Genomic DNA, 19,759 nt, shown 5'->3' with positions numbered 1-19,759 from the left:
AAACCTTCAAAATTCTTGCTGAGCGATATCGCAATCGAGGCAAAAGACTAGCATTAAGATTCAATCTAATTGCTGGAATTTATAACTTGGAGCTGAGTGAAAAATGACTTATGAAAGAAATCTAATAAAAAGAGTGTTCCGGCTTTTAATTGCGGTAGCCAGATTTGAAATATGCGATAAAAGAACGGATAGAGCAGCAATCCATAGGCAAGATGTACAAGCCGATCATACATATTCCGAGACCATCCAATGCTTTGGTCAAGGTTGAAACCGAAGAGAGCTTGTGTCCATTCAGAATAAGGTACATAAGAATATAAATAATGGGCACCGATAACATGAATCAATAAAAAGCCAAGATACAGGCAAACAGTTGTGAAACTTAGCCCTATTTTATAGAGGAAAACGAGCAGCACGATCAGCATAAACGCTGTGCCGATTTGATGGAGGATATATGCTTCCATTTCTAAAGGTTGGATACTGGCGATCACAATGGCAAGAGTTAATAACGCAAAAGCTAAGATGTGCTTAAGTTTTAATTTGAAATCAATCATGAAAAGGCAAAGCTCAAAATTTTTATCGGTGTGCAGTGGTTATAATTCGCGGCAAGTATAGCCATAATGTGATGAAAGGTGTTAGTTCGAGGGCGCTAGAATTTGTGCATTAATTTTTCAAATGTCATCAGCTAGCTACTAGGGATAAGTATTTTCAAAAAGATTGTATTAAACTCAGATGTATATCGAAGTTTATGTATTTGGAAGTAACTATGGCCGTTGTTGAGGCATTTATTGCGACTCAAAATTGTTATTTTAACTATGAGTTTGAAGAACTTTATTTAACAGATGATTTTCCAGAAGAGCTCTCTGTGTCTTTGCGTGGCATGATGTTTCGCCATGAAATTCAGTATCCCGATGCCACATATTATGTTTATTACTCAGATGTTTTAACAGGCTGTGAATTACAACGGATGAAAGATGATTGGGCGAAATATTGCCCTGCAGAATAAAATTACTTCTAAATTTTCTCTCTCCTTATAGGCGAAGGTTAGGGTGATGTGGATAGCCATATCTCCTTGCGGAGCATGTTTCGCATCCCAAAGGGTGAAGGAGTATATAGGTAGAAATAAAAAACGAGGCATGAAGCCTCGTTTTTTTTGATCTATTTAAAATTAGATTTTAGAAATCAGATCTTAGCAATTAAATCAGCAACTTGTTTTGCTTGAGTTGATGCATTACCTGTATAAGTTGCAGGTGTCATTTCTGCAAGACGCGCACGGTCAGCAGCAGGAACAGCTTCAAGCTCATTACCATTTACGAAATCAACCATCATGTCGCGAGTCATTGCTTGACCACGAGTAAGGGCTTTAAGTTTTTCGTAAGGTTTTTCAACTGCATAACGGCGCATTACAGTTTGAATTGGTTCAGCAAGAACTTCTTGCGCATGGTCAAGGTCTTCTAGAATACGTTGAGCATTCAACTCAAGTTTGCCAATACCTTTAGAGCAAGCTTCAAATGCAATCAAGCTTTGTGCAAAACCAACACCCATGTTACGAAGCACAGTTGAGTCAGTTAAGTCACGCTGCCAACGAGATACAGGAAGTTTTTCACCAAGGTGAGCCAATACCGCATTCGCAATACCCAAGTTACCTTCAGAGTTTTCGAAGTCAATTGGGTTAACTTTATGTGGCATTGTTGAAGAACCAACTTCGCCTTCTTTCAAACGTTGTTTGAAGAAACCAAGTGAGATGTATCCCCAAACGTCACGGTTAAAGTCGATTAAGATTGTGTTGAAACGACGTAGCGCATCAAAAAGTTCCGCCATGTAGTCATGCGGTTCAATCTGAGTCGTGTACGGGTTGAAGGTTAAACCTAAAGACTCTACAAAAGCTTGAGAATGAGCAGGCCAGTTAATTTCAGGGTAAGCAGAGTAATGAGCGTTGTAGTTACCTACAGCACCGTTAATTTTACCTAGAAGTTCAACTTGTTTGAATTGCTTGATTTGACGCGCTAAACGGTAAGCTACGTTCGCCATTTCTTTACCCAAAGTTGTTGGGCTAGCAGTTTGACCGTGTGTACGAGACAACATTGGTTGTTCAGCATGTTTTTCAGCCAAAGCAACGATTGAATCGATGATTTGCTGCATTGCTGCAACTAAAACTTCACGGCCATTTTTAAGCATTAAAGCATGAGACAAGTTGTTGATGTCTTCAGATGTACATGCAAAGTGAATGAATTCTCCAGCATTTTTAAGCTCATCGATATGTGCGATTTGCTCTTTTAAGAAGTACTCCACTGCTTTTACATCATGGTTTGTTGTACGTTCAATTTCTTTAATGCGGTTTGCATTGTCTTCAGAGAAGTTCGCAACAATTGCATCAAGCGCAGCGTTAGTTTCAGCACTGAACGCTGGAACTTCAGTGATTTCAGGACGGTTTGCAAGCGCTTGTAACCAACGCACTTCAACAGTCACACGAGCATGGATTAAACCAAACTCAGAGAGGAAGGGACGTAGAGCATCACATTTGCTTGCGTAACGTCCATCTAATGGAGAAAGTGCGGTTAAAGCGTTCATAGCGATTCCTTAAATTTTGGAATTAAACGTAAAACAAAAAGCCCGTACTGCATCAGTTAAACCACCTGATACTGTAAACGGGCAAGATCTTGAATATCTTGTAGTAGCTTGCGCTTACTGAAAATCATACCCCATGAGCTACCACCGAGCTGACGCCATAAATGTGCCATTTGTAAGCCGGTAAATAAGGTGGCGCGAATGCGATTGGTATGAGAAGTGTCTTTAAATGCTTCGGCATTACCACGAACCATAATACGTGGATTAATTTGGCCTGCAGTTTCAATATAGGTTTGCGCTAAATTGGCAATGATACTTGGATGTAAATAATTATTATCAAAAAAGGAAAGCTGTCTTAGAATTTTTTGTTGGGATTGTTCAATGGTTTCGACAAATTTAGGATTGCTATAGACTTTCTTTTCTAACTGCAATAACGCCATCGCATACGTCATGGGTAGCTTAGTATTGGCAAGTTTAGGAAGTCTAGATTTGGGAGATGTATTGAAGGGTTGAGTAATGCTACTTTCTAAGGTTTTTAATCCCAGCGAAATATCCGCCAAGCCACTAAAAAAATCAAGCGTCTGACTAGACTGATTCGACTTAGGACGGATATTTAAACTGGCTTTAATGAGATGTTCAAAATAAAAGTTACCGCTTTCCCCGATACTCTGTTGCCCAGTCAATGCAGTCATGTGGGTCAGCTGTGTCGCTTGAAAAACAGCAGCTAACGCCAATGCACGATTTTGGCGAGTATTCAGAGTCTGAGGCTGTTGAAACGGTAACTCTGTCATCCGAAACAATCCTTATTCAATAAAATCCGGTTTAGGCGCATTGGTATGATGAATCACACCACCCCCTAAACAAACTTCACCGGTGTAGAACACCACACTTTGACCCGGTGTAACAGCACGTTGTGGCTCATCGAATTCGACACGCACACCATTTGGCGCTGTAGGGTCTTTAAATATTGTACAGTCTTGGTCAGGCTGACGATAACGAGTTTTCGCTGTGCAGCGGAAGCCTGATTCAGGAATCTCTTGTTCACCAGCCACCCAATCAATCGCTTCAGACCATAAAATGGTGCTTTGCATGAGTGGATGTTCATGACCTTGACCAATGACTAGGCGATTACCTTCGATATCTTTATGCAGTACAAACCAAGCGCCTTCTTCAGCACCTTTTAGACCACCAAGACCGATGCCACCACGTTGGCCGAGCGTATAGTACATTAAGCCGTGATGTTCACCAACCTCTTTACCTGTGTCAAGGACGATTTTTCCGGGTTGAGCAGGTAAATATTGCTTTAAGAAGTCATTAAATCGACGTTCACCAATAAAGCAGATTCCTGTTGAATCTTTTTTCTTCGCGGTGATTAGACCTAATTCTTCAGCGATTTTGCGTACTTGTGGTTTTTCAATTTCACCCACAGGGAACAAAGTTTTGTTAATTTCACGACCATGCACTGCATGTAGGAAATAGGTTTGGTCTTTGTTGTTGTCTAGGCCACGTAGTAGAGGAGCATACTCTTCACCACGTGAATTTTTTAGCGTTTCACCACGGCGGCAATAGTGGCCTGTCGCAATAAAGTCAGCACCTAAGTTCACAGCATGGTCTAGAAATGCACGGAATTTAATTTCTTTATTGCAGAGAATATCTGGGTTTGGTGTACGACCTGCGGCATATTCTTCTAAGAAATGCTCAAAGACACGGTCCCAATATTCCATCGCAAAGTTCGCGGTATGCAGTTTGATACCAATTTTGTCACAAACGGCTTGAGCATCGGCAAGATCTTCCATTGCCGTACAGTATTCCGTGCCGTCATCTTCTTCCCAGTTTTTCATGAAAAGACCTTCAACTTGATAACCTTGTTGAAGTAAAAGTGCTGCAGATACAGAAGAATCTACACCACCAGACATACCGACGATGACACGTTGTTGCATAGGATTAAGCATCCAAATTTGAAATTAAGGGAGAATTTTGGTGCTCGTAAATGAGCGATAAAGGAAATTTTTGACCTGAAAGAGCATCTTGTACAGCTTTGATGACTAATGGACTACGCGCACGGGCAGACTCAATGAGTTCATCAAGCGTCATCCATACTGCACCGACAATGCCTGTGTCTAACTGTGCATCGGCATGGTGCTGAATGTCTTTAGCTAAGAAACAGAAACGGAAATAAGTACGATCAGGGAACATCGGAGGAGTATAAGTATACATGCCTAGGAGGTTCGTGATTTCTACATCGTGACCTGTTTCTTCCATGGTTTCTCGAATGGCTGCTTCAATAATGGTTTCGCCAGCTTCGACATGACCTGCAGGTTGATTAAATACAGTATGGGTCACACCTTCTGTATGTTCTTCAACAAATAGGAATTTTCCGTCTTTTTCAACGACGGTTGCGACAGTGACGTGAGCAGTCCAAGCGGTCATAAAGCAGCACCATGGATAAGGATGCACTATTGTATAAAATTTTGGGGTGTGTGGCTATGATGGGAGGGGAATTCTTTGGAGAGAGATGATTTTTGAGTTTGGATAAGAAATTTTTGTAGAACAATGATTGAATAATGAGCGTCGGACATGAAAATTTCACAAAAAAAGCTCAATCGGTGCTGATTGAGCTTTTTATACCAGCATAATGCTATGATTTAGAAAAGAAATTAAAAGCATTTCGTGTAACGTGTATTATGTTAATTTAGGGTAAGTTAACATTCAAATTATTAGACCTCTTGCGAAAGTATGGCTTTTATCTAATTTTTTATTAACTAAATCCTTATAAAATATAGTTGAGTTGTGTTTGTATTTTAATCAATTTAAGTTGTCTATTCTAAATCATAAATAAAACTCCGTTTAAAAAATAGAATTTTAACCTTTACATAGGAAACCCTATAACATGCTTTTTCATTACTAATTTCTTTTTGAAAATTATAATATTTTTTTTTAAATGGAAAACCTTTAACAACAACATCGCTCAGCAAATATTTATTACCATCAATATTTACCTCAAATTTATCAATACCATGTTTAGTTTTATATCTTTTCTCCAGAAACAAACATCCCACATTTAATTTATTTTTTATTTTATATTCTCTTGCTTTTTCCATAAGAAAATACTCCTTGGCAAAATAACCAAAATACACAACAGGAACTAGAGTTAAACAAGCAAAAATATAAAAACGAGGATAACCTTTATTAGATTCCATATAACACCATTAGAGCTCTTTCATAAGTCATTTTTGACTCAGTTTCAATTATAGATTCCTGCAATTAAATTGAATCTTAATCCCAGTCTTTTACCACGGTTGCGATATCGCTAAGCAAGAATTTTGAAGGTTTTCAAAGTCCCGAATACATGCTGAATTCCAATTCTTCTTTTATTGATTTCTTGGTTATAAAGTTTTAGTTCAGGCTCTAGTCTACAGTGCTTTTTTGCTTTTAATGGCAATAGACTATTCGGATACACGGTATAGATCACTTGGTAGCCCTTATCTACAAGGAGAAAACACCCTGCAGGAATCTGATTTAAATGGCGTTTGAATAGTTCAAAATCATGTACGGCACCACGACTCGTGCATAAACTCAGAATTTATTGAGTTTTATAATGGAGGCTGAGATTATGATGTATAGAGATAGACACCTGATCGAATCTATTTATATAAAATCTCTTATGCGAAATTGAGTTTTATTTATAACTCCCCGACACCTTCACATAATTCTGCGCTGAATACGGTAAAAATGCTTTTTCTTTATCGGTTAGGGGGCGGACTTTTTTGACTGGACTGCCCACATATAAATAACCACTTTCCAAAACCTTATTGGGTGGAACAAGTGAACCAGCACCAATCATCACATCATCTTCAACAATTACATCATCTAAAATAATCGTACCTATACCGACTAAAACACGATTACCAATGGTACAACCGTGTAATTTCACATGATGACCAATTGTCACATCTTCACCAATAATCAGTGGAGAACCCTCAGGTTTATCGGCTTTTTTATGACTCACATGCAACATTGAGTGATCTTGCACATTAGAGTTTTTACCAATACGAATATGGTTTACATCACCACGAATCACAGCAAATGGCCAAACAGAGACATTTTCAGCCAATACAACATCGCCAATCACCACTGACATTTCATCGATATAGCAAGAGTCAGCAATACGTGGAACAGTGTCTAAATAAGGGCGAATGTTTTGGCTCATAGGAAAGTCATCTACAGGTTTTTAGGCAGTATAAAATAAAAAAGCACCTAGACCGAAATCTAGATGCTTTCACTTTAGTCTTAATATCGAGTTTTCATCAAACTTAGAATAAGTTGCTAAAGAATTGTTTGATGTGATCAATCATTTTTGCAAAGAAACCAGCTTCTTCAACATTTTGTAGAGCTACAAGTGGTTTTTCAGCAATGACTTTGCCATTAAGCGTTGCAACGTATTTACCGACCACTTGACCTTGTTTTAAAGGAGCAGTTAATTTTGGTTGAACAACCAATTGAGTTTTAATGGCGTTCGCTTCGCCTTTAGGCATCGTCACGTTAAAGTTTTCAGCTAGACCTACTTGAACTTGATTGTCTTTACCGTACCAAACTTTTGCTTTTGCAAGCACTTGTTTAGCAGGTTGAACTTTTACAGTTTCAAAGTTTGCATAACCCCAAGCTAAAATTTCACGTGTTTGAGATGCACGCTCATTCATGCTTGGTGCACCAAAAATCACTGAAATTAAACGTAATGGACCACGTTTAGCTGAAGTCGTTAAGCAGTAGCCCGCTTCTTCAGTATGGCCAGTTTTTAAACCATCTACACTTGGGTCAGTATAAAGCAGGGCATTACGGTTGCCTTGCTTAATGCCATTGAACGTAAATTCTTTTTCAGAGTAGATCGGATAGTATTTTGAACTGTCATGAATGATATGTTGCGCTAGAGTCGCCATATCTTTGGCAGTCGAGAAATGACCTTCAGCTGGCATACCTGTCGCATTGATGAATTGAGTATTCACCATGCCAATACGTTTCGCTTCTTGGTTCATCATGTGGGCAAAGGTGCCTTCATTGCCAGCAATATGTTCTGCCATAGCTTTAGAAGCGTCATTACCCGACTGAATGATAATGCCACGTAACATTTCTAATGCAGTTGCAGTACCGTTGAGCGGAACGTACATACATGACTCAGTGCTGCTGCCGCGACACCAAGCCGACTCATTCATACGTACTTTTTCATTTTCAGTTAGTTCACCGCTTAATAACTTTTGTTCAATGATGTAACTGGTCATCATTTTTGTCATTGAAGCCGGAGCTAATTTTTCGTTTTCATTTTTAGAAGCAAGGATTTGCCCTGTTTCATAGTCCATCAGCACATAAGATTTATTATTTAATTCAGGTGGTGCAGAAAGGACAGTTGCCGCGAATGAAAAACTAGGTGCAAGTAGTAATGCGGCAAGGGCGGTTTTTCGGGTCATTCTGGGGGGTTCCAATAACTTAGGTATAAGCACAAAGAGCCTAGCATTTTAGGACAAAGCTAGGCGGACTGCTATGGGGTGCAAGCGCTTATTTTAAAAGTATTGTAACCAATTGGTATTATTTGCTGTAAGCAGTCAATTCTTTGCAAATCGTACCATTTTTCTTATCGCCAGCTTTCTTCGCATCAGACTGCGCTTCTTTTAAAGCTTCTTTAAAACTTTTTTGTTTGCTGAGCTGTTGTAAGGCATTTACAGGGTTCTTTTCATTCGGCATATATTCTTTGGCTAATTTTGCATAACCCGCTTCAAACTTCGGCTGATCTTTGTCATTCACCAGTTTTGGACAAACTTCAGAAAGTACATAAATAGCTGCAAGTTCTTGACTGGTCACTTGAGGTGTAGGAGTCACTTCAATTTTTTCATCTGCGGCATGTGCAGACATGGTGGTGAACGCAAAAGCAGAAAGGCTAAGGGCACAAAGAGATTTTACAAAAGAGTTTTTCATTTAAATAACCTGTTAAATAACCTAAAAGATATCAAATAGCTAAAATTTATTAGCCAAGCTTAATCATATTTTGGGTAGAGATCAGTAGAAAATTGTATTGAAGCTGTTTAGAAATCAATACATTGTGAAAGAAAAAAGGATGAGGCTATAAAGCGTCATCCTTTTTTGGCAGGTTTGATGCAATTAGGACTAACCTATTGAGAGGGCGTCCAAATCTGAATGATCAATTAACCTTCATAATTTAAAACGTCATCACAAACTGATTTTTGTTCAGCTTTATCAGTTTCTTTAGCAGCTTGACGTGCTTCTTCAAGAACTGATTTATATTCGCTGTCAGACTGTAGTTTTTCTAAAGTCATTGATTTATCAGAATAATCAGCAAGATATGTTTTAGTGAGTGCTTGAATGTTGGCATCAAATTTTGCATTTTGACCAATAATCGCAGGGCATACTTCTAACATGACTTGTGCAGATGCAATGTCTTCTTTTACGATGGTATTGGCTTCTTCTTGAGTGAAGTCATTGTCTGCGACCACAGTTTGAGTCATGCAAGCTGCTAGAGCAAAGCCCAATAAACCACGAAGTGCTACGGTTTTATTCATTTTGTACACACACATTTATGCTGGATGTTGAAATGTAAATATATATAATTATTCATATATTTCAATAAAATGTTCTTGCGAGTCATTTTTAATTTTTTAGTAATGGAAATTTAGTTGTGAATATATTAATTGCCAATGATGATGGCGTTTTTGCTCCCGGTATCCAAGCTTTAGCACATGCATTGCGTCCTCTCGGTCGTGTGGTGATTGTTGCACCTGAAAGTGAACGCAGTGGTTTTTCAAGTGCACTGACTTTAGATCGACCATTACGACCTGTCGAAATTGCACCAAATATGTGGGCGGTAAATGGCACACCTGCGGACTGTGTGTATTTATCAATGAATGGTCTGTTCGATTTTGAATTTGATTTGGTGGTGAGTGGGATCAATAGCGGCGCAAATCTGGGTGATGATGTGCTGTATTCAGGGACGGTCGGTGCCGCATTTGAAGGTCGTCTAATGAAACAACCTGCGCTAGCCGTGTCTTTGGCTGGGCCGAATGTGCGTAGTTATAACAACCCTGAAGATTATGCCGTAGCTGCACAATGGGTGCATGACTTTATTGCCAATGGTTTACCTGCGCTACCTGCACGACATATTTTTAATATCAATATTCCAGATGTCGCTGAACTTCAAGGCACTAAAGTGACCTATCAAGGGCGACGTTTACAGTCCAAACCGATTACCAGTCATGTAGACCCGCGCGGTCGTCAAGTCTATTGGATTGGCTTGGCAGGTGAGGCCGTGGCAGAGCCTAAAAAAGGCTTAACGCATATTGAATCAGACTTCTTTGCAGTGGCAAATGGTTATGTCAGTGTAACGCCTATACAAATGGATGCTACAAACTATGAGATTTTGAATAACTTGCACTCAGAGTTATCTAAATCTTAAGTATTAATGTTATAACTTTGTGAAAATGGTTATGCCGCAACTTTTTTAGAGTGGATTTTTGCTAATCTTAGCCCATTCATAATGACTATATTTGAATTATTAGTGAGGAAGATGATGTCCCTGGTGTCACAATATCGCGTTATTACCGCTCCTGCAGCATTATTTAAGACCCTTGTTTTATCTGCTGCGGTTGTTACGACTTTGGTCATGACTGGCTGTGCGTCAAAACCACAAATTAATAATGCGACCCGTTATGCGACTGCTCCGGATTATTATACAGTTCGTTCGGGAGATACTTTAAGTGGCATTGCCGCTCGCTATGGTTTGAGCTATGTCAGCATTGCAGAAATGAACGATATTGCGCAGCCTTATCGCATCTATGTTGGACAATCCATTCGCCTTAAAAATGGCGGCTCACGTCGTACAACGTCTACGCAAGCCATGACTCAAGCGGCACCAATTCAACGCCAAACGATTGCAATGCCAACGCAAACAGCGCCCGTGACTCAAGCTTCAACCACTCCATCGACAGTGACGCGAACTACAGTTCCAACGCCAGTGGTCAGTTCTTCAAGTTTACGTTGGGTGAGTCCAGTATCGCGTCCTACGGTATTACAAGGCTATAATTTAGCATCGAATGTGAAAGGAACACGTTACGCAGGTAATACAGGTGATCCTATTTTTGCAGCAGCTGATGGTCAAGTGGTCTATGCCGCCGATGGTCTTAAAGAGTACGGCAATTTAATTTTGGTGAAGCATATTAATGGCTATATCACTGCATATGCACATAACAGTAAAATGAATGTCAAAAGTGGCGATACTGTGAAAGCAGGGCAGCAAATTGGTGAGATGGGTTCATCGGGTACAAACCGTACGATGCTTGAGTTTCAGGTGCGTTTAGATGGTAAACCAATCAATCCAACTGCAGTTTTACCAAATAATTAAATATATAATGCAAAAGCAAAATATCCCCGTATAATACAATGAGTTGCTTTTATCGAAAGATGAAGCTTCTCATAAGTTTATGAGGGAAATTTATGTTAGATCAACTTCGAGCAATGGGTGTCTTTGCTTGCGTTGTGGAAAAAAATTCGTTTAGCGGTGCTGCTCGTGAGTTAGGTATTACCACGAGTGCCGTGAGTCAGCAAATCCGCTCACTAGAGCAGGATATGGAAGTCATTCTTTTACATCGTTCAACACGTAAGTTAAGTTTGACAGAAGCTGGACAAGCTTTTTTTCATAGTTGCCAAGAGATGCTATCTGCCGCAGAGCGCGGCAAAATTCGTATCAATGAACTTCGTGACGACTTAGTCGGTGAATTACGTATTGCATCGACACCAGAAATTTGTGCGAATCATGTGATTCCTGCATTGTCACATTGGATGTCGGCACATCGCGGTTTATCCGTTCATCTAGAAGCAGATAATCAATATATCGACTTAATTGATGGACGCATTGATATTGCGCTACGAATGAGTTCAAAAATTGATGATCAACAGTTTCATGTGGTGCCATTGGCACATGTTGAACAAGTTCTCGTTGCAGCACCAAGCTATATCAATCAAACCAGTTTAATTACACGACCAGAAGATTTACAAAATCATGATATGGTTCAAATAAATTTGGTTAGAAACTTTCAGCATTTTGCATTTGAAAATGCAGTGACTAAAGAACAGGTTGCATTGGATGTGCACTCCCGATTTACAACAAATAATGTATTTGCTGCAAAAGCAATGTGTCAACAAGGACATGGCATTGCAAGAATATTATATCTAGATACGCAAAAAGACTTATTAAACGGTTCTCTTGTTGAAGTTTTACCAGAATGGCGTTTACCATCATTTACTCTATATGCGGTGATGTCTAAACGTGATCAACAGCCTACTAAAATTCATCGTTGCCTAGATGCATTAAAATTGTATTTCAGTCAATTACCAGGCGGACGTGTATACCAAGAAGCCTCATAAAAACAAAAAAGGTTTAAAAAGATATAAAAAAAGCCGCAATCAGCGGCTTTTTTTACTTTCGGCACAAATTACGCTAGAAAGTTTTTCACCATTTTAACAATGCGTTCAATCAAGATATCCGCTTGTTCTTTATTGATGTTTAGCGTAGGTAATAAACGAATCACAGAACCTGCTGTTACGTTAATAATCAAGTGATGCTCATCACGTGCAATATTCACAAGTTCACCACATGCTTTTGGTAATTCAATGCCGACCATTAAACCAAAACCACGAACAGTTACGTTTTGATCGGCAAGTTGCTCTGTGAATTGCTCAACAAGGTACGCACCCATATTTGCAGCATTTTCAACAAGGTTTTCTTTTTGAATGGTATCAATCACGGTATAAACCACACGTGAACCTAATGCTGTACCGCTATAAGTTGAACCGTGGTTACCCGCTGTTAAAACGCCAACACCACGACCTTGAGTCATGACTGCGCCGATAGGGAAGCCATTACCTAGACCTTTTGCTGTAGTTAGCACGTCAGGAATAATATTGGTGTGTTGATATGCAAAGTATTTACCAGTACGGCCGTTACCTGTTTGCACTTCATCAAGCATCATTAACCAGTTGTGTTGGTTACAGATACGACGAATATCTTCTAAATAGCTAAAACCTTGAGGAGCAGTGTTGACGCCACCTTCGCCTTGGATCGGCTCAACCAAAATCGCTACGATGTCTGGGTGGTGAATTGCAGCTTCTTCAATTGCTTCGATATCACCAAAAGGTACACGAATAAAACCTTCAACCAATGGGCCAAAGCCTTCTTGAACTTTTTTGTTGCCTGTCGCAGATAACGTTGCCATGGTACGACCATGGAATGAATGATCAGCAACGATAATTTTTGGTGTTGCAACACCTTGCATATGACCAAATTTACGTGCAATTTTGATTGCACCTTCATTTGATTCTGCACCACTATTTGAGAAGAAAACTTCTTCCATACCCGCAACTTCAGCTAATTTTTGCGCAGCAGCCGTTTGCCAAGGCACTTCAAATAAGTTACTGGTATGAATGAGGGTCGCTGCCTGTTCAGCAATTGCAGCTGTAATTGCAGGATGTGAGTGACCTAAACCACAAACAGCGATCCCTGTCAGTGCGTCTAAGTATTCTGTGCCATCTGCGGTATACAGGTGAGCACCTTGACCTCGGACAAAGCTGATCGGTTGGCGGCCAAATACTGGCATCAAGTGCGATGGTTGATCAGTTTGTACTGGGGCAAGGGTAATGTTATTCATGACTAACTCTAATTTGTCAGGTGATTGAAATAATATAGAGGAGACGCCATATATATATATATGAGCATCAAGAGGTCTATATAAGCAAAATATGACTCACTTGAAAAGCTGAAATGTAAATAAAACGTGAAATATTGCTTTAGTCATATTGTTTTACTCAGTTTTGGGTATAATGCGAAGCAGATTTATTGAGGATATATCAATGACTGAACAAGCACGCGATACAGAAGCGTTAATTCGTGACCAAATTGCTAAACACGCAGTTCTACTTTACATGAAAGGCACTCCACAGTTTCCACAGTGTGGTTTCTCTGCGCGTGCAGTAGAAGCGCTCAGTCAAATTGGTCGTCCATTTGCTTATGTAAATATTCTTGAAAATCAAGATATTCGCGCAACCCTTCCACAAATTGCAAACTGGCCGACTTTCCCACAATTATGGATCAATGGTGAATTGATCGGTGGTAGTGACATTATGCTTGATATGTTCCAAAAAGGTGAATTACAACCTTTAGTTGAACAATATAGCCCAGCTCCGGAAGCTTAATTGGATATGTATTTGATGATTTTAATCATTGGATACAGATAAAAAATAGCGCCTTTAAGGCGCTTTTTTTATGACTTAATTATCTAAAAAGTCTGGGGTTATGCGTTTTTCCACCATTTCAAAGGCATTTAAAGTGCAATGAATGGTGGAAAAATCAACAAATGAATAAACTCATCGAAGATTTATGACGGATTGTCTTCAGTCGGACTTTCTTCAACACCTTGCTCATTTTCAGCAGTCCCATTTTTAGCAGTACTGTCTTGAGCTTCAGACTTCTTTGCCTTTTTATCTTTGTCCTTTTTTGACTTCTTCTTTTTTTTCTTTTTCTTTGGCTCTTCTTCCTCAAACTCAGCACCATCTTCAATCGCTTGCCAGTATTCAAGTTGCTCCATGACAGCAGCGTAGATTGAGCCTTTGCTATAACGACCTTTTTTATCAAGAGTGCCTACTGGACGCGCCATCAAAATTTCTAGAGCTTGGTCAATGGTATCTATGGCGTGAATATGGAATTGACCTTGTTGCACAGCTTCAATCACATCTTTGCGTAACATTAAGTGCTGCATATTTTGGCGTGGAATAATCACACCTTGCTTGCCTGTTAGCCCTTGTAATTTACATGCATCATAGAAGCCTTCAATCTTGGCATTTACACCCCCAATCGGTTGAACTTGACCCAATTGGTTCATTGAGCCAGTGATTGCCCATGATTGATCGATCGGTAATTGGCTAATAGCGGAAATCAGAGCTGAAAGCTCTGCAACAGTTGCGCTGTCGCCATCTACTTGGCCATAGCTTTGCTCAAAGGCAAGGGCAGCAGAAAAATGTAAAATTTGTTCACGACCAAAGTGTGCCTTTAAGAAACTCGACATCAGCAGGACGCCTTTGGCATGTAAAGAACCACCGAGTTCTACACTACGCTCGATATCTAAAATATCGCCGCCACCTTGATAAACCGAAGCCGTTAAACGTGACGGTAAACCAAATTCAACATCAGCATATTGAATCACAGAGAGGGCGTTAATCTGCCCGAATCGATGACCTTTGGTTTCGATTAACTGTGTACCGCGAGTGAGATCTTGCCAATATAATTCACGTAAGTAGCCTAGACGGTATTTACGATGATCAAGAGCGGTATTGATATGTGTTTCTGTCACCATTTTATCGCCAGCAAGGGCTGCATGATGATGGGCTTCACGAATCAAATCACCTAAGGTGAGGGCATGTAATGACAAAGAGCTTTGATCTTCAGCTTGACGACTTGAATCAGTTAACAGTGCAGCAAGTGCTGTACGGTCAAACGGCAGAAGTTTGTCTGTTTGCACATAGTCAGCAATTAGCTGCATATATGCCTGCTCATTAATGTCATTACGTTGTAATGTATCGGTAAAATCGGCACGAATTTTAAAGACACTGCCAAGTTCAGGTTCGAGTTCTAAAATATCGTAATAAATATCAGGTTCAGCAAGCAGGATCACTTTGATATTTAAATCAATGGCTTCTGGCTCAATCGAAATACTGCCTGTTAGCGTGAGCATGTGTTCAAGTGAAGACAGCTTTAAATGTCCTGATTTTAATGCACGTTTTAGACCTTGCCATGCATAAGGCTGTTCTAAAAGTTGTTCAGCTTCCAAGATGAGGAATCCACCATTGGCCTTATGTAATGCACCGGGACGGATTAAGGTAAAGTCAGTGGTGATAGTGCCGTTTTGAGTCAGTTGTTCAACATGACCTAGCAAATTGTAATGGGTAGGGAAATCTTCAAAAATAACGGGCGCACCAGCATTAGGTTTATGTGTGGCAATGATGTTTGCTTGGTAGCGAGATGGCACGCGGTTAAATTGGCCAGGTGTAAAGTCATCTTCTTCTTGCTCAAGAACAAACTCAACATTTTGAATGATGTCATCTGCATATTGCTTCAGATAATCTTCTAAGCCTTCAACCATGCTAAATTTATTTTGAATTACATCAATACGCGGCATGACGACTTGTTTAGCAATTTCACGGTTTAAAACCTGAACTTTATCGCGTGCGTCATCTTCAAGATCACCAAGATGTAGACCAAGACGTTCAAGTTTTTTATCCATATAACGGACGTTTGACGCAATTTCAGCACGTTGTTTGCTGCTTAAAGCATTGATGTCTTCTTTCGACATTTCTTGGTATTTGTTATCGACCAAATGCATCGGAACGAAACAATGATCATCATCCTGAGAAATCAGTTTAAGATCGAGCTCTTCACCTTCTCGGGTTAATTCAACTAAAGCAAGATGTTGTTCATCACCAGCATGTTGGCGAATCATTTCAATGCGATTGTGATAGGTTTCTGCGGTGAAGCGACGTTCAAGCTGTTTTAATATAGTTTGCCAACTTTGATGTAATAACGTTTGGAATTTTGTCGCTTGACCAGAAGGAAGTTTCAGCGCAATCGGTTCACGCGGAAACTTGAAATTATTGACATAGACCCAGTCTGAAGGCGTTGGCATATTTTTAGCGTGTTGTTGTAATAAGCGCTTAATCATGGTGCGCTTACCTAAGCCTGCGGTACCTACAGCAAAAATGTTATAGCCTGAATAGGGTAATGCAATGCCAGCTTCAACCGAAGCTCGGGCACGATCTTGTCCTAAAAAGTCATTAAGTGGTTTGATCCGCTTGGTAGACGTTGGTATTTTTTTGAGTTCAGGTGTATGCGTCAGCTGAAGCGGCTGCAACTGGGTTTTAGTTAAAGTATTCTGTATTTCGGGTTGATCAAAAGCGCTCTTTAGTGTCGTTACTGTTTCTGCTAAGTTTTTTGTGTTGGTTTCATTAATGGTGGTTGATAAAGAAGAGTGAATTTGTTCAAGTCGCTGGGTCACTGTTGAATCCAAAAAACTAAAGAATAGAGATATGTAATTAAGGTATACAGGTTTAATGCCAAAGATCAAGCAACAGCATGCGAAATATCGATAAAATAAAACAATGATTTCATAAATGTTGTTGAAACCGTTGCCATTAAGCGCTTGAATAGCAACATTCGATTTTGACAAAAATAACTGAGTCATGACAACACAAGCTTCAGGATGGAAATCTGCTTTTACTGCATTTTTAGACCGACGTGCGCTGATTATGCTTTTTCTTGGCTTTTCGGCCGGTATTCCAATTTTACTGATCTTTTCCAGTTTATCGCTTTGGTTAGGTGAAGCAGGAATTGATAAAAGTGCAGTAACTTTTTTTAGTTGGGCTGCACTTGGCTATTCGTTTAAGTTTGTTTGGGCACCCTTAATAGATGAGTTGCCTGTGCCATTTTTAACTAAGCAACTCGGACGTCGCCGTGCATGGTTATTGATCGCTCAGGTTCTTATTATCTGTGCAATTTGTATCATGGCCTTTTCAGACCCAGCTTTAGGGCAGAGCTATATTTACCAAATGGCCGCTGGAGCCGTACTACTTGGTTTTTCTGCCGCAACGCAAGACATTGTGATTGATGCGTATCGTATTGAGTTGGCAGAAACTGAAATGCAGACCGTTTTAGCTTCGACCTATAATGCAGGTTATCGTATCGGCATGATCGTGGCAGGTGCAGGGGCGTTATTTTTGGCTGCATATTTAGGCACGGCCAAAGGTAACTATATTTATGAAGCTTGGAAATATACTTACCTTGCAATGGCTGCTGTGATGGTTATCGGTATTATCACAACTTTATCGATACGTGAGCCGCAGGTTGACCGTATACAAAAGCATTATAAACGGACCGATTATTATCGCTTAGTCGCTGTATTCTTTGCTGCGGTGGTTGCTTTTGTTTTGAGTTATATTTATTCAGGTGTAGCGGTTGAAAGCTTGAAAGAGCAGTGGCAAATTACAGACTCATTTGCCTTGTTCTGTTTAGAGGCTGTGCGCTTTATTGGTTCAGCTGTTGTTGCTTTTGGTGTCGGTTCTGTTTTAGTGAAATCAGGTGCTGTAAATAAGCAGATGGCATTTGAAACTTGGGTTAATCCAGTTGCAGATTTCTTTAAGCGCTATGGTCTAAAACTGGCTTTAGTGCTGTTATTACTCATTGGTTTTTACCGTATTTCCGATATTATCGCCGGCGTCATTTCCAATGTGTTTTATCAAGATTTAAACTTCACCAAAGAGCAGATTGCCGAAGCTGTAAAAGTCTATGGTGTGATTTTTAGCTTGGTTGGTGGCTTCCTTGGTGGTTTACTTGCGCAGCGCATGAACATTATGAAACTGATGTTTGTCGGTGCGATTTTAGCAAGTTCAACAAACTTGATTTTTATCGGTTTGGTCAAATCAGGTCAGCCATTGAGTGATGTCACTGTCAATGTAGCAGGGCAGCAATATACAGCGACGCCGGATGATACGGGTGCTTGGGCAGTTCAAATTCCAAAAGCAGTCTTGGCGGCTGATCAAAATATTCAGGTCAGTGCGGATTATCAGTCTAAGAATCAACATCCAATACAGGTGAGTTTGCCGTATCTGAATAATGCTTTTGCAAACTCAGCAATGATGTTGTTGCCAGTGACTTCAGATAACACGATTTCAGCTCAAGAGACTGCAAATAGTATCGTGGTGCGTGGACAATACTTGGCTGGTGAGTTAAAAGAAAATCAAAAAATTCAAATTATTTTGGATGCTAAACCATTCGACGCAAAGCTTGATAAAACCGGTGTTTTTAGTGCTGCGATTCCAGGGCAAGCGCTTGAAACAGCAAAGCAAAAAACATTAACGGCTCAACTGCTAGAAAATGATGTAGTGAAAAAGAGTGTCGATTTAGCATATCAAGTGAATACATCAGCCAATATGTCAGGTGTGCTTGGTATTGATATTCAACCGATTAACTTAGCAAGTGCTGAACAGAATGTGGACATCAAAGGTAAGGTCATTAAGCCTTATAGTTCGCTGTGGTTATATTTCGCGATTATTGTTGATAACTTGGCTTCTGGTCTTGCTGGTGCGGCATTTATTGCATTTTTATCGAGCTTAACCAGTGTTTCTTTCACAGCTGTTCAATATGCCATCTTTAGTTCATTAATGACCTTAACCCCTAAAATTTTAGGCGGTTACTCTGGTACGATTGTGACCAATATCGGTTATCCAAACTTTTTCTTGATGACGACTTTAATTGGTATTCCGATTTTAATTTTAGTGGTTTGGGTTGCCAAACTATTGAGAGAACATGAACAAAAATCCAATTCATAATTCAATTTAACTTGAAAAAGCCTATTCAGTTTGAGTGGGCTTTTTTATTCTAAGCTACTAAATAGCCTAAGTATATCTGTGATTTTAGACAAGGATATTTGAAATAAGCGGGTATATGCATTCTAGACTTAAATTGAACTTTGTATGTTAAATCCCTATAGTATTCAAACATAATGATAGATTTAGGAAACTCGATTATGCGCATGCTGCATACCATGTTACGTGTAGGCAATTTAGAGCGTTCATTGGCGTTCTATACTGAAGTACTCGGTATGACTTTGCTTCGTAAGCGTGATTATGAAGAAGGTCGTTTTACTTTGGCATTTGTGGGCTATGGTGATGAAGAAAATCATACTGTACTTGAGTTAACGCATAACTGGGATACGGAGAGTTATGAATTGGGTAACGCTTATGGCCATATTGCTATTGCAGTAGATAATGCCTACAAGGCTTGTGAAGAAATTAAAGCACGTGGCGGAAACGTGGTACGTGAAGCAGGACCAATGAAAGGTGGTGTGACCGTCATTGCCTTTGTTGAAGATCCAGATGGCTATAAAATTGAGTTGATCCAACAAGACTCAAATGCACGAAATAATTAATCTGCAATTATTCATTTAAAGTCATCTGTAATGCTGAATATTAGATTTCTTTCATAAGTCATTTTTCACTCAGCTCCAAGTTATAAATTCCAGCAATTAGATTGAATCTTAATGCTAGTCTTTTGCCTCGATTGCGATATCGCTCAGCAAGAATTTTGAAGGTT

At 39.7% G+C, this 19,759-nt stretch carries 19 protein-coding genes and 3 pseudogenes; 8 read left to right on the top strand and 14 right to left on the bottom strand.

Features of this window, described 5'->3' with window-relative positions:
* Window positions 1–107 (top strand): annotated as a pseudogene (locus tag FTU12_RS15510) (IS5/IS1182 family transposase); the annotation flags it as partial.
* A 15-nt stretch (window positions 108–122) separates the two neighbouring features.
* Here FTU12_RS15510 and FTU12_RS15505 read toward each other — a convergent pair.
* Window positions 123–551: pseudogene (locus FTU12_RS15505) on the bottom strand (DUF2238 domain-containing protein); the annotation flags it as partial.
* A gap of 212 nt (window positions 552–763) precedes the next feature.
* On the opposite strand from FTU12_RS15505, the gene FTU12_RS15500 reads away from it, so the two are divergent.
* The gene (locus FTU12_RS15500) at window positions 764–1,003 is read left to right on the top strand and encodes a hypothetical protein (RefSeq protein WP_168379205.1); all 240 of its coding nucleotides are present in this window, start codon (window positions 764–766) and stop codon (window positions 1,001–1,003) included.
* Window positions 1,004–1,179: 176 nt separating this feature from the next.
* Here the strand turns inward: FTU12_RS15500 and purB are convergent, their stop codons facing one another.
* The 10 genes from purB to FTU12_RS15450 form a co-directional block, all read right to left on the bottom strand.
* The gene (gene purB / locus FTU12_RS15495) at window positions 1,180–2,568 is read right to left on the bottom strand and encodes an adenylosuccinate lyase (RefSeq protein WP_180114906.1); all 1,389 of its coding nucleotides are present in this window, start codon (window positions 2,566–2,568) and stop codon (window positions 1,180–1,182) included.
* Window positions 2,569–2,624: 56 nt separating this feature from the next.
* Window positions 2,625–3,356, bottom strand: a complete 732-nt coding sequence (hflD, locus tag FTU12_RS15490; protein WP_218945479.1) for a high frequency lysogenization protein HflD — start codon at window positions 3,354–3,356, stop codon at window positions 2,625–2,627.
* Between the two features lie 12 nt (window positions 3,357–3,368).
* Complete coding sequence (gene mnmA / locus FTU12_RS15485) at window positions 3,369–4,505, bottom strand: tRNA 2-thiouridine(34) synthase MnmA (RefSeq protein ID WP_180114904.1); 1,137 nt, start codon at window positions 4,503–4,505, stop codon at window positions 3,369–3,371.
* Between the two features lie 4 nt (window positions 4,506–4,509).
* The gene (locus FTU12_RS15480) at window positions 4,510–4,995 is read right to left on the bottom strand and encodes an NUDIX hydrolase (RefSeq protein ID WP_078190179.1); all 486 of its coding nucleotides are present in this window, start codon (window positions 4,993–4,995) and stop codon (window positions 4,510–4,512) included.
* 389 nt (window positions 4,996–5,384) lie between these two features.
* Window positions 5,385–5,765 carry a hypothetical protein gene (locus FTU12_RS15475; RefSeq protein WP_180114903.1) on the bottom strand — a complete coding sequence of 127 codons (381 nt, stop codon included), beginning with the start codon at window positions 5,763–5,765 and terminating at the stop codon, window positions 5,385–5,387.
* A 110-nt stretch (window positions 5,766–5,875) separates the two neighbouring features.
* Window positions 5,876–6,145 carry a transposase family protein gene (locus tag FTU12_RS15470; protein WP_180114910.1) on the bottom strand — a complete coding sequence of 90 codons (270 nt, stop codon included), beginning with the start codon at window positions 6,143–6,145 and terminating at the stop codon, window positions 5,876–5,878.
* Window positions 6,146–6,244: 99 nt separating this feature from the next.
* A complete protein-coding gene (locus tag FTU12_RS15465; protein ID WP_180114901.1) occupies window positions 6,245–6,775 on the bottom strand; it encodes a gamma carbonic anhydrase family protein in 531 nt (176 codons plus the stop codon).
* Between the two features lie 103 nt (window positions 6,776–6,878).
* The gene (gene dacC / locus FTU12_RS15460; RefSeq protein ID WP_111884220.1) at window positions 6,879–8,027 is read right to left on the bottom strand and encodes a D-alanyl-D-alanine carboxypeptidase PBP5/6; all 1,149 of its coding nucleotides are present in this window, start codon (window positions 8,025–8,027) and stop codon (window positions 6,879–6,881) included.
* A gap of 118 nt (window positions 8,028–8,145) precedes the next feature.
* Entirely contained in the window at window positions 8,146–8,532 is a 387-nt protein-coding gene (locus FTU12_RS15455; protein ID WP_168377837.1) for an MCR_0457 family protein, read from the bottom strand.
* A 227-nt stretch (window positions 8,533–8,759) separates the two neighbouring features.
* Complete coding sequence (locus FTU12_RS15450) at window positions 8,760–9,134, bottom strand: MCR_0457 family protein (protein WP_168377836.1); 375 nt, start codon at window positions 9,132–9,134, stop codon at window positions 8,760–8,762.
* A 116-nt stretch (window positions 9,135–9,250) separates the two neighbouring features.
* Here FTU12_RS15450 and surE point away from each other — a divergent pair, with 116 nt between their 5' ends.
* From surE to FTU12_RS15435, 3 genes are all read left to right on the top strand, one after another.
* Window positions 9,251–10,024, top strand: coding sequence for a 5'/3'-nucleotidase SurE (surE, locus tag FTU12_RS15445; RefSeq protein ID WP_078190173.1), 774 nt, complete (start codon window positions 9,251–9,253; stop codon window positions 10,022–10,024).
* A 114-nt stretch (window positions 10,025–10,138) separates the two neighbouring features.
* A complete protein-coding gene (locus tag FTU12_RS15440; RefSeq protein WP_180063556.1) occupies window positions 10,139–10,969 on the top strand; it encodes a peptidoglycan DD-metalloendopeptidase family protein in 831 nt (276 codons plus the stop codon).
* Window positions 10,970–11,061: 92 nt separating this feature from the next.
* On the top strand, window positions 11,062–11,991 hold the full coding sequence (locus tag FTU12_RS15435; protein WP_180114900.1) for a LysR family transcriptional regulator: 930 nt from the start codon (window positions 11,062–11,064) through the stop codon (window positions 11,989–11,991).
* 68 nt (window positions 11,992–12,059) lie between these two features.
* On the opposite strand, the gene FTU12_RS15430 is transcribed toward FTU12_RS15435, so the two are convergent.
* Window positions 12,060–13,271: an aspartate aminotransferase family protein gene (locus FTU12_RS15430; RefSeq protein WP_180114898.1), complete on the bottom strand. Its 1,212-nt coding sequence runs from the start codon at window positions 13,269–13,271 to the stop codon at window positions 12,060–12,062.
* A gap of 202 nt (window positions 13,272–13,473) precedes the next feature.
* Here FTU12_RS15430 and grxD point away from each other — a divergent pair, with 202 nt between their 5' ends.
* Window positions 13,474–13,815 (top strand): Grx4 family monothiol glutaredoxin, encoded by a 342-nt coding sequence (grxD, locus tag FTU12_RS15425; RefSeq protein ID WP_067762767.1) that lies wholly within the window; start codon window positions 13,474–13,476, stop codon window positions 13,813–13,815.
* A 182-nt stretch (window positions 13,816–13,997) separates the two neighbouring features.
* Here grxD and FTU12_RS15420 read toward each other — a convergent pair whose 3' ends face one another.
* Window positions 13,998–16,646, bottom strand: a complete 2,649-nt coding sequence (locus FTU12_RS15420) for a Lon protease family protein (protein WP_373684169.1) — start codon at window positions 16,644–16,646, stop codon at window positions 13,998–14,000.
* A 205-nt stretch (window positions 16,647–16,851) separates the two neighbouring features.
* Between FTU12_RS15420 and FTU12_RS15415 the strand changes: the two genes are divergently transcribed.
* Together FTU12_RS15415 and gloA are read left to right on the top strand one after the other, a co-directional pair.
* Window positions 16,852–18,996: an MFS transporter gene (locus FTU12_RS15415; protein ID WP_180114894.1), complete on the top strand. Its 2,145-nt coding sequence runs from the start codon at window positions 16,852–16,854 to the stop codon at window positions 18,994–18,996.
* Window positions 18,997–19,193: 197 nt separating this feature from the next.
* Window positions 19,194–19,595 (top strand): lactoylglutathione lyase, encoded by a 402-nt coding sequence (gene gloA, locus FTU12_RS15410; protein WP_180114893.1) that lies wholly within the window; start codon window positions 19,194–19,196, stop codon window positions 19,593–19,595.
* A 58-nt stretch (window positions 19,596–19,653) separates the two neighbouring features.
* Here the strand turns inward: gloA and FTU12_RS15405 are convergent.
* Window positions 19,654–19,759: pseudogene (locus FTU12_RS15405) on the bottom strand (IS5/IS1182 family transposase); the annotation flags it as partial.

Source organism: Acinetobacter sp. YH12063, assembly GCF_013419715.1.
Classification (GTDB): Bacteria; Pseudomonadota; Gammaproteobacteria; order Pseudomonadales; family Moraxellaceae; genus Acinetobacter; species Acinetobacter amyesii.
This window is presented reverse-complemented; position numbering and strand designations above follow the sequence as displayed.

Bases quoted from the DNA above. Each gene is read 5' to 3' on its own strand.
- dacC (WP_111884220.1), bottom strand. From the start codon at position 8,027: ATGACCCGAAAAACCGCCCTTGCCGCATTACTACTTGCACCTAGTTTT.
- FTU12_RS15415 (WP_180114894.1), top strand. From the start codon at position 16,852: ATGACAACACAAGCTTCAGGATGGAAATCTGCTTTTACTGCATTTTTA.
- FTU12_RS15455 (WP_168377837.1), bottom strand. From the start codon at position 8,532: ATGAAAAACTCTTTTGTAAAATCTCTTTGTGCCCTTAGCCTTTCTGCT.
- FTU12_RS15465 (WP_180114901.1), bottom strand. From the start codon at position 6,775: ATGAGCCAAAACATTCGCCCTTATTTAGACACTGTTCCACGTATTGCT.
- FTU12_RS15480 (WP_078190179.1), bottom strand. From the start codon at position 4,995: ATGACCGCTTGGACTGCTCACGTCACTGTCGCAACCGTCGTTGAAAAA.
- FTU12_RS15500 (WP_168379205.1), top strand. From the start codon at position 764: ATGGCCGTTGTTGAGGCATTTATTGCGACTCAAAATTGTTATTTTAAC.
- FTU12_RS15435 (WP_180114900.1), top strand. From the start codon at position 11,062: ATGTTAGATCAACTTCGAGCAATGGGTGTCTTTGCTTGCGTTGTGGAA.
- purB (WP_180114906.1), bottom strand. From the start codon at position 2,568: ATGAACGCTTTAACCGCACTTTCTCCATTAGATGGACGTTACGCAAGC.
- gloA (WP_180114893.1), top strand. From the start codon at position 19,194: ATGCGCATGCTGCATACCATGTTACGTGTAGGCAATTTAGAGCGTTCA.
- hflD (WP_218945479.1), bottom strand. From the start codon at position 3,356: ATGACAGAGTTACCGTTTCAACAGCCTCAGACTCTGAATACTCGCCAA.
- FTU12_RS15450 (WP_168377836.1), bottom strand. From the start codon at position 9,134: ATGAATAAAACCGTAGCACTTCGTGGTTTATTGGGCTTTGCTCTAGCA.
- mnmA (WP_180114904.1), bottom strand. From the start codon at position 4,505: ATGCAACAACGTGTCATCGTCGGTATGTCTGGTGGTGTAGATTCTTCT.
- grxD (WP_067762767.1), top strand. From the start codon at position 13,474: ATGACTGAACAAGCACGCGATACAGAAGCGTTAATTCGTGACCAAATT.
- FTU12_RS15440 (WP_180063556.1), top strand. From the start codon at position 10,139: ATGTCCCTGGTGTCACAATATCGCGTTATTACCGCTCCTGCAGCATTA.
- FTU12_RS15430 (WP_180114898.1), bottom strand. From the start codon at position 13,271: ATGAATAACATTACCCTTGCCCCAGTACAAACTGATCAACCATCGCAC.
- FTU12_RS15475 (WP_180114903.1), bottom strand. From the start codon at position 5,765: ATGGAATCTAATAAAGGTTATCCTCGTTTTTATATTTTTGCTTGTTTA.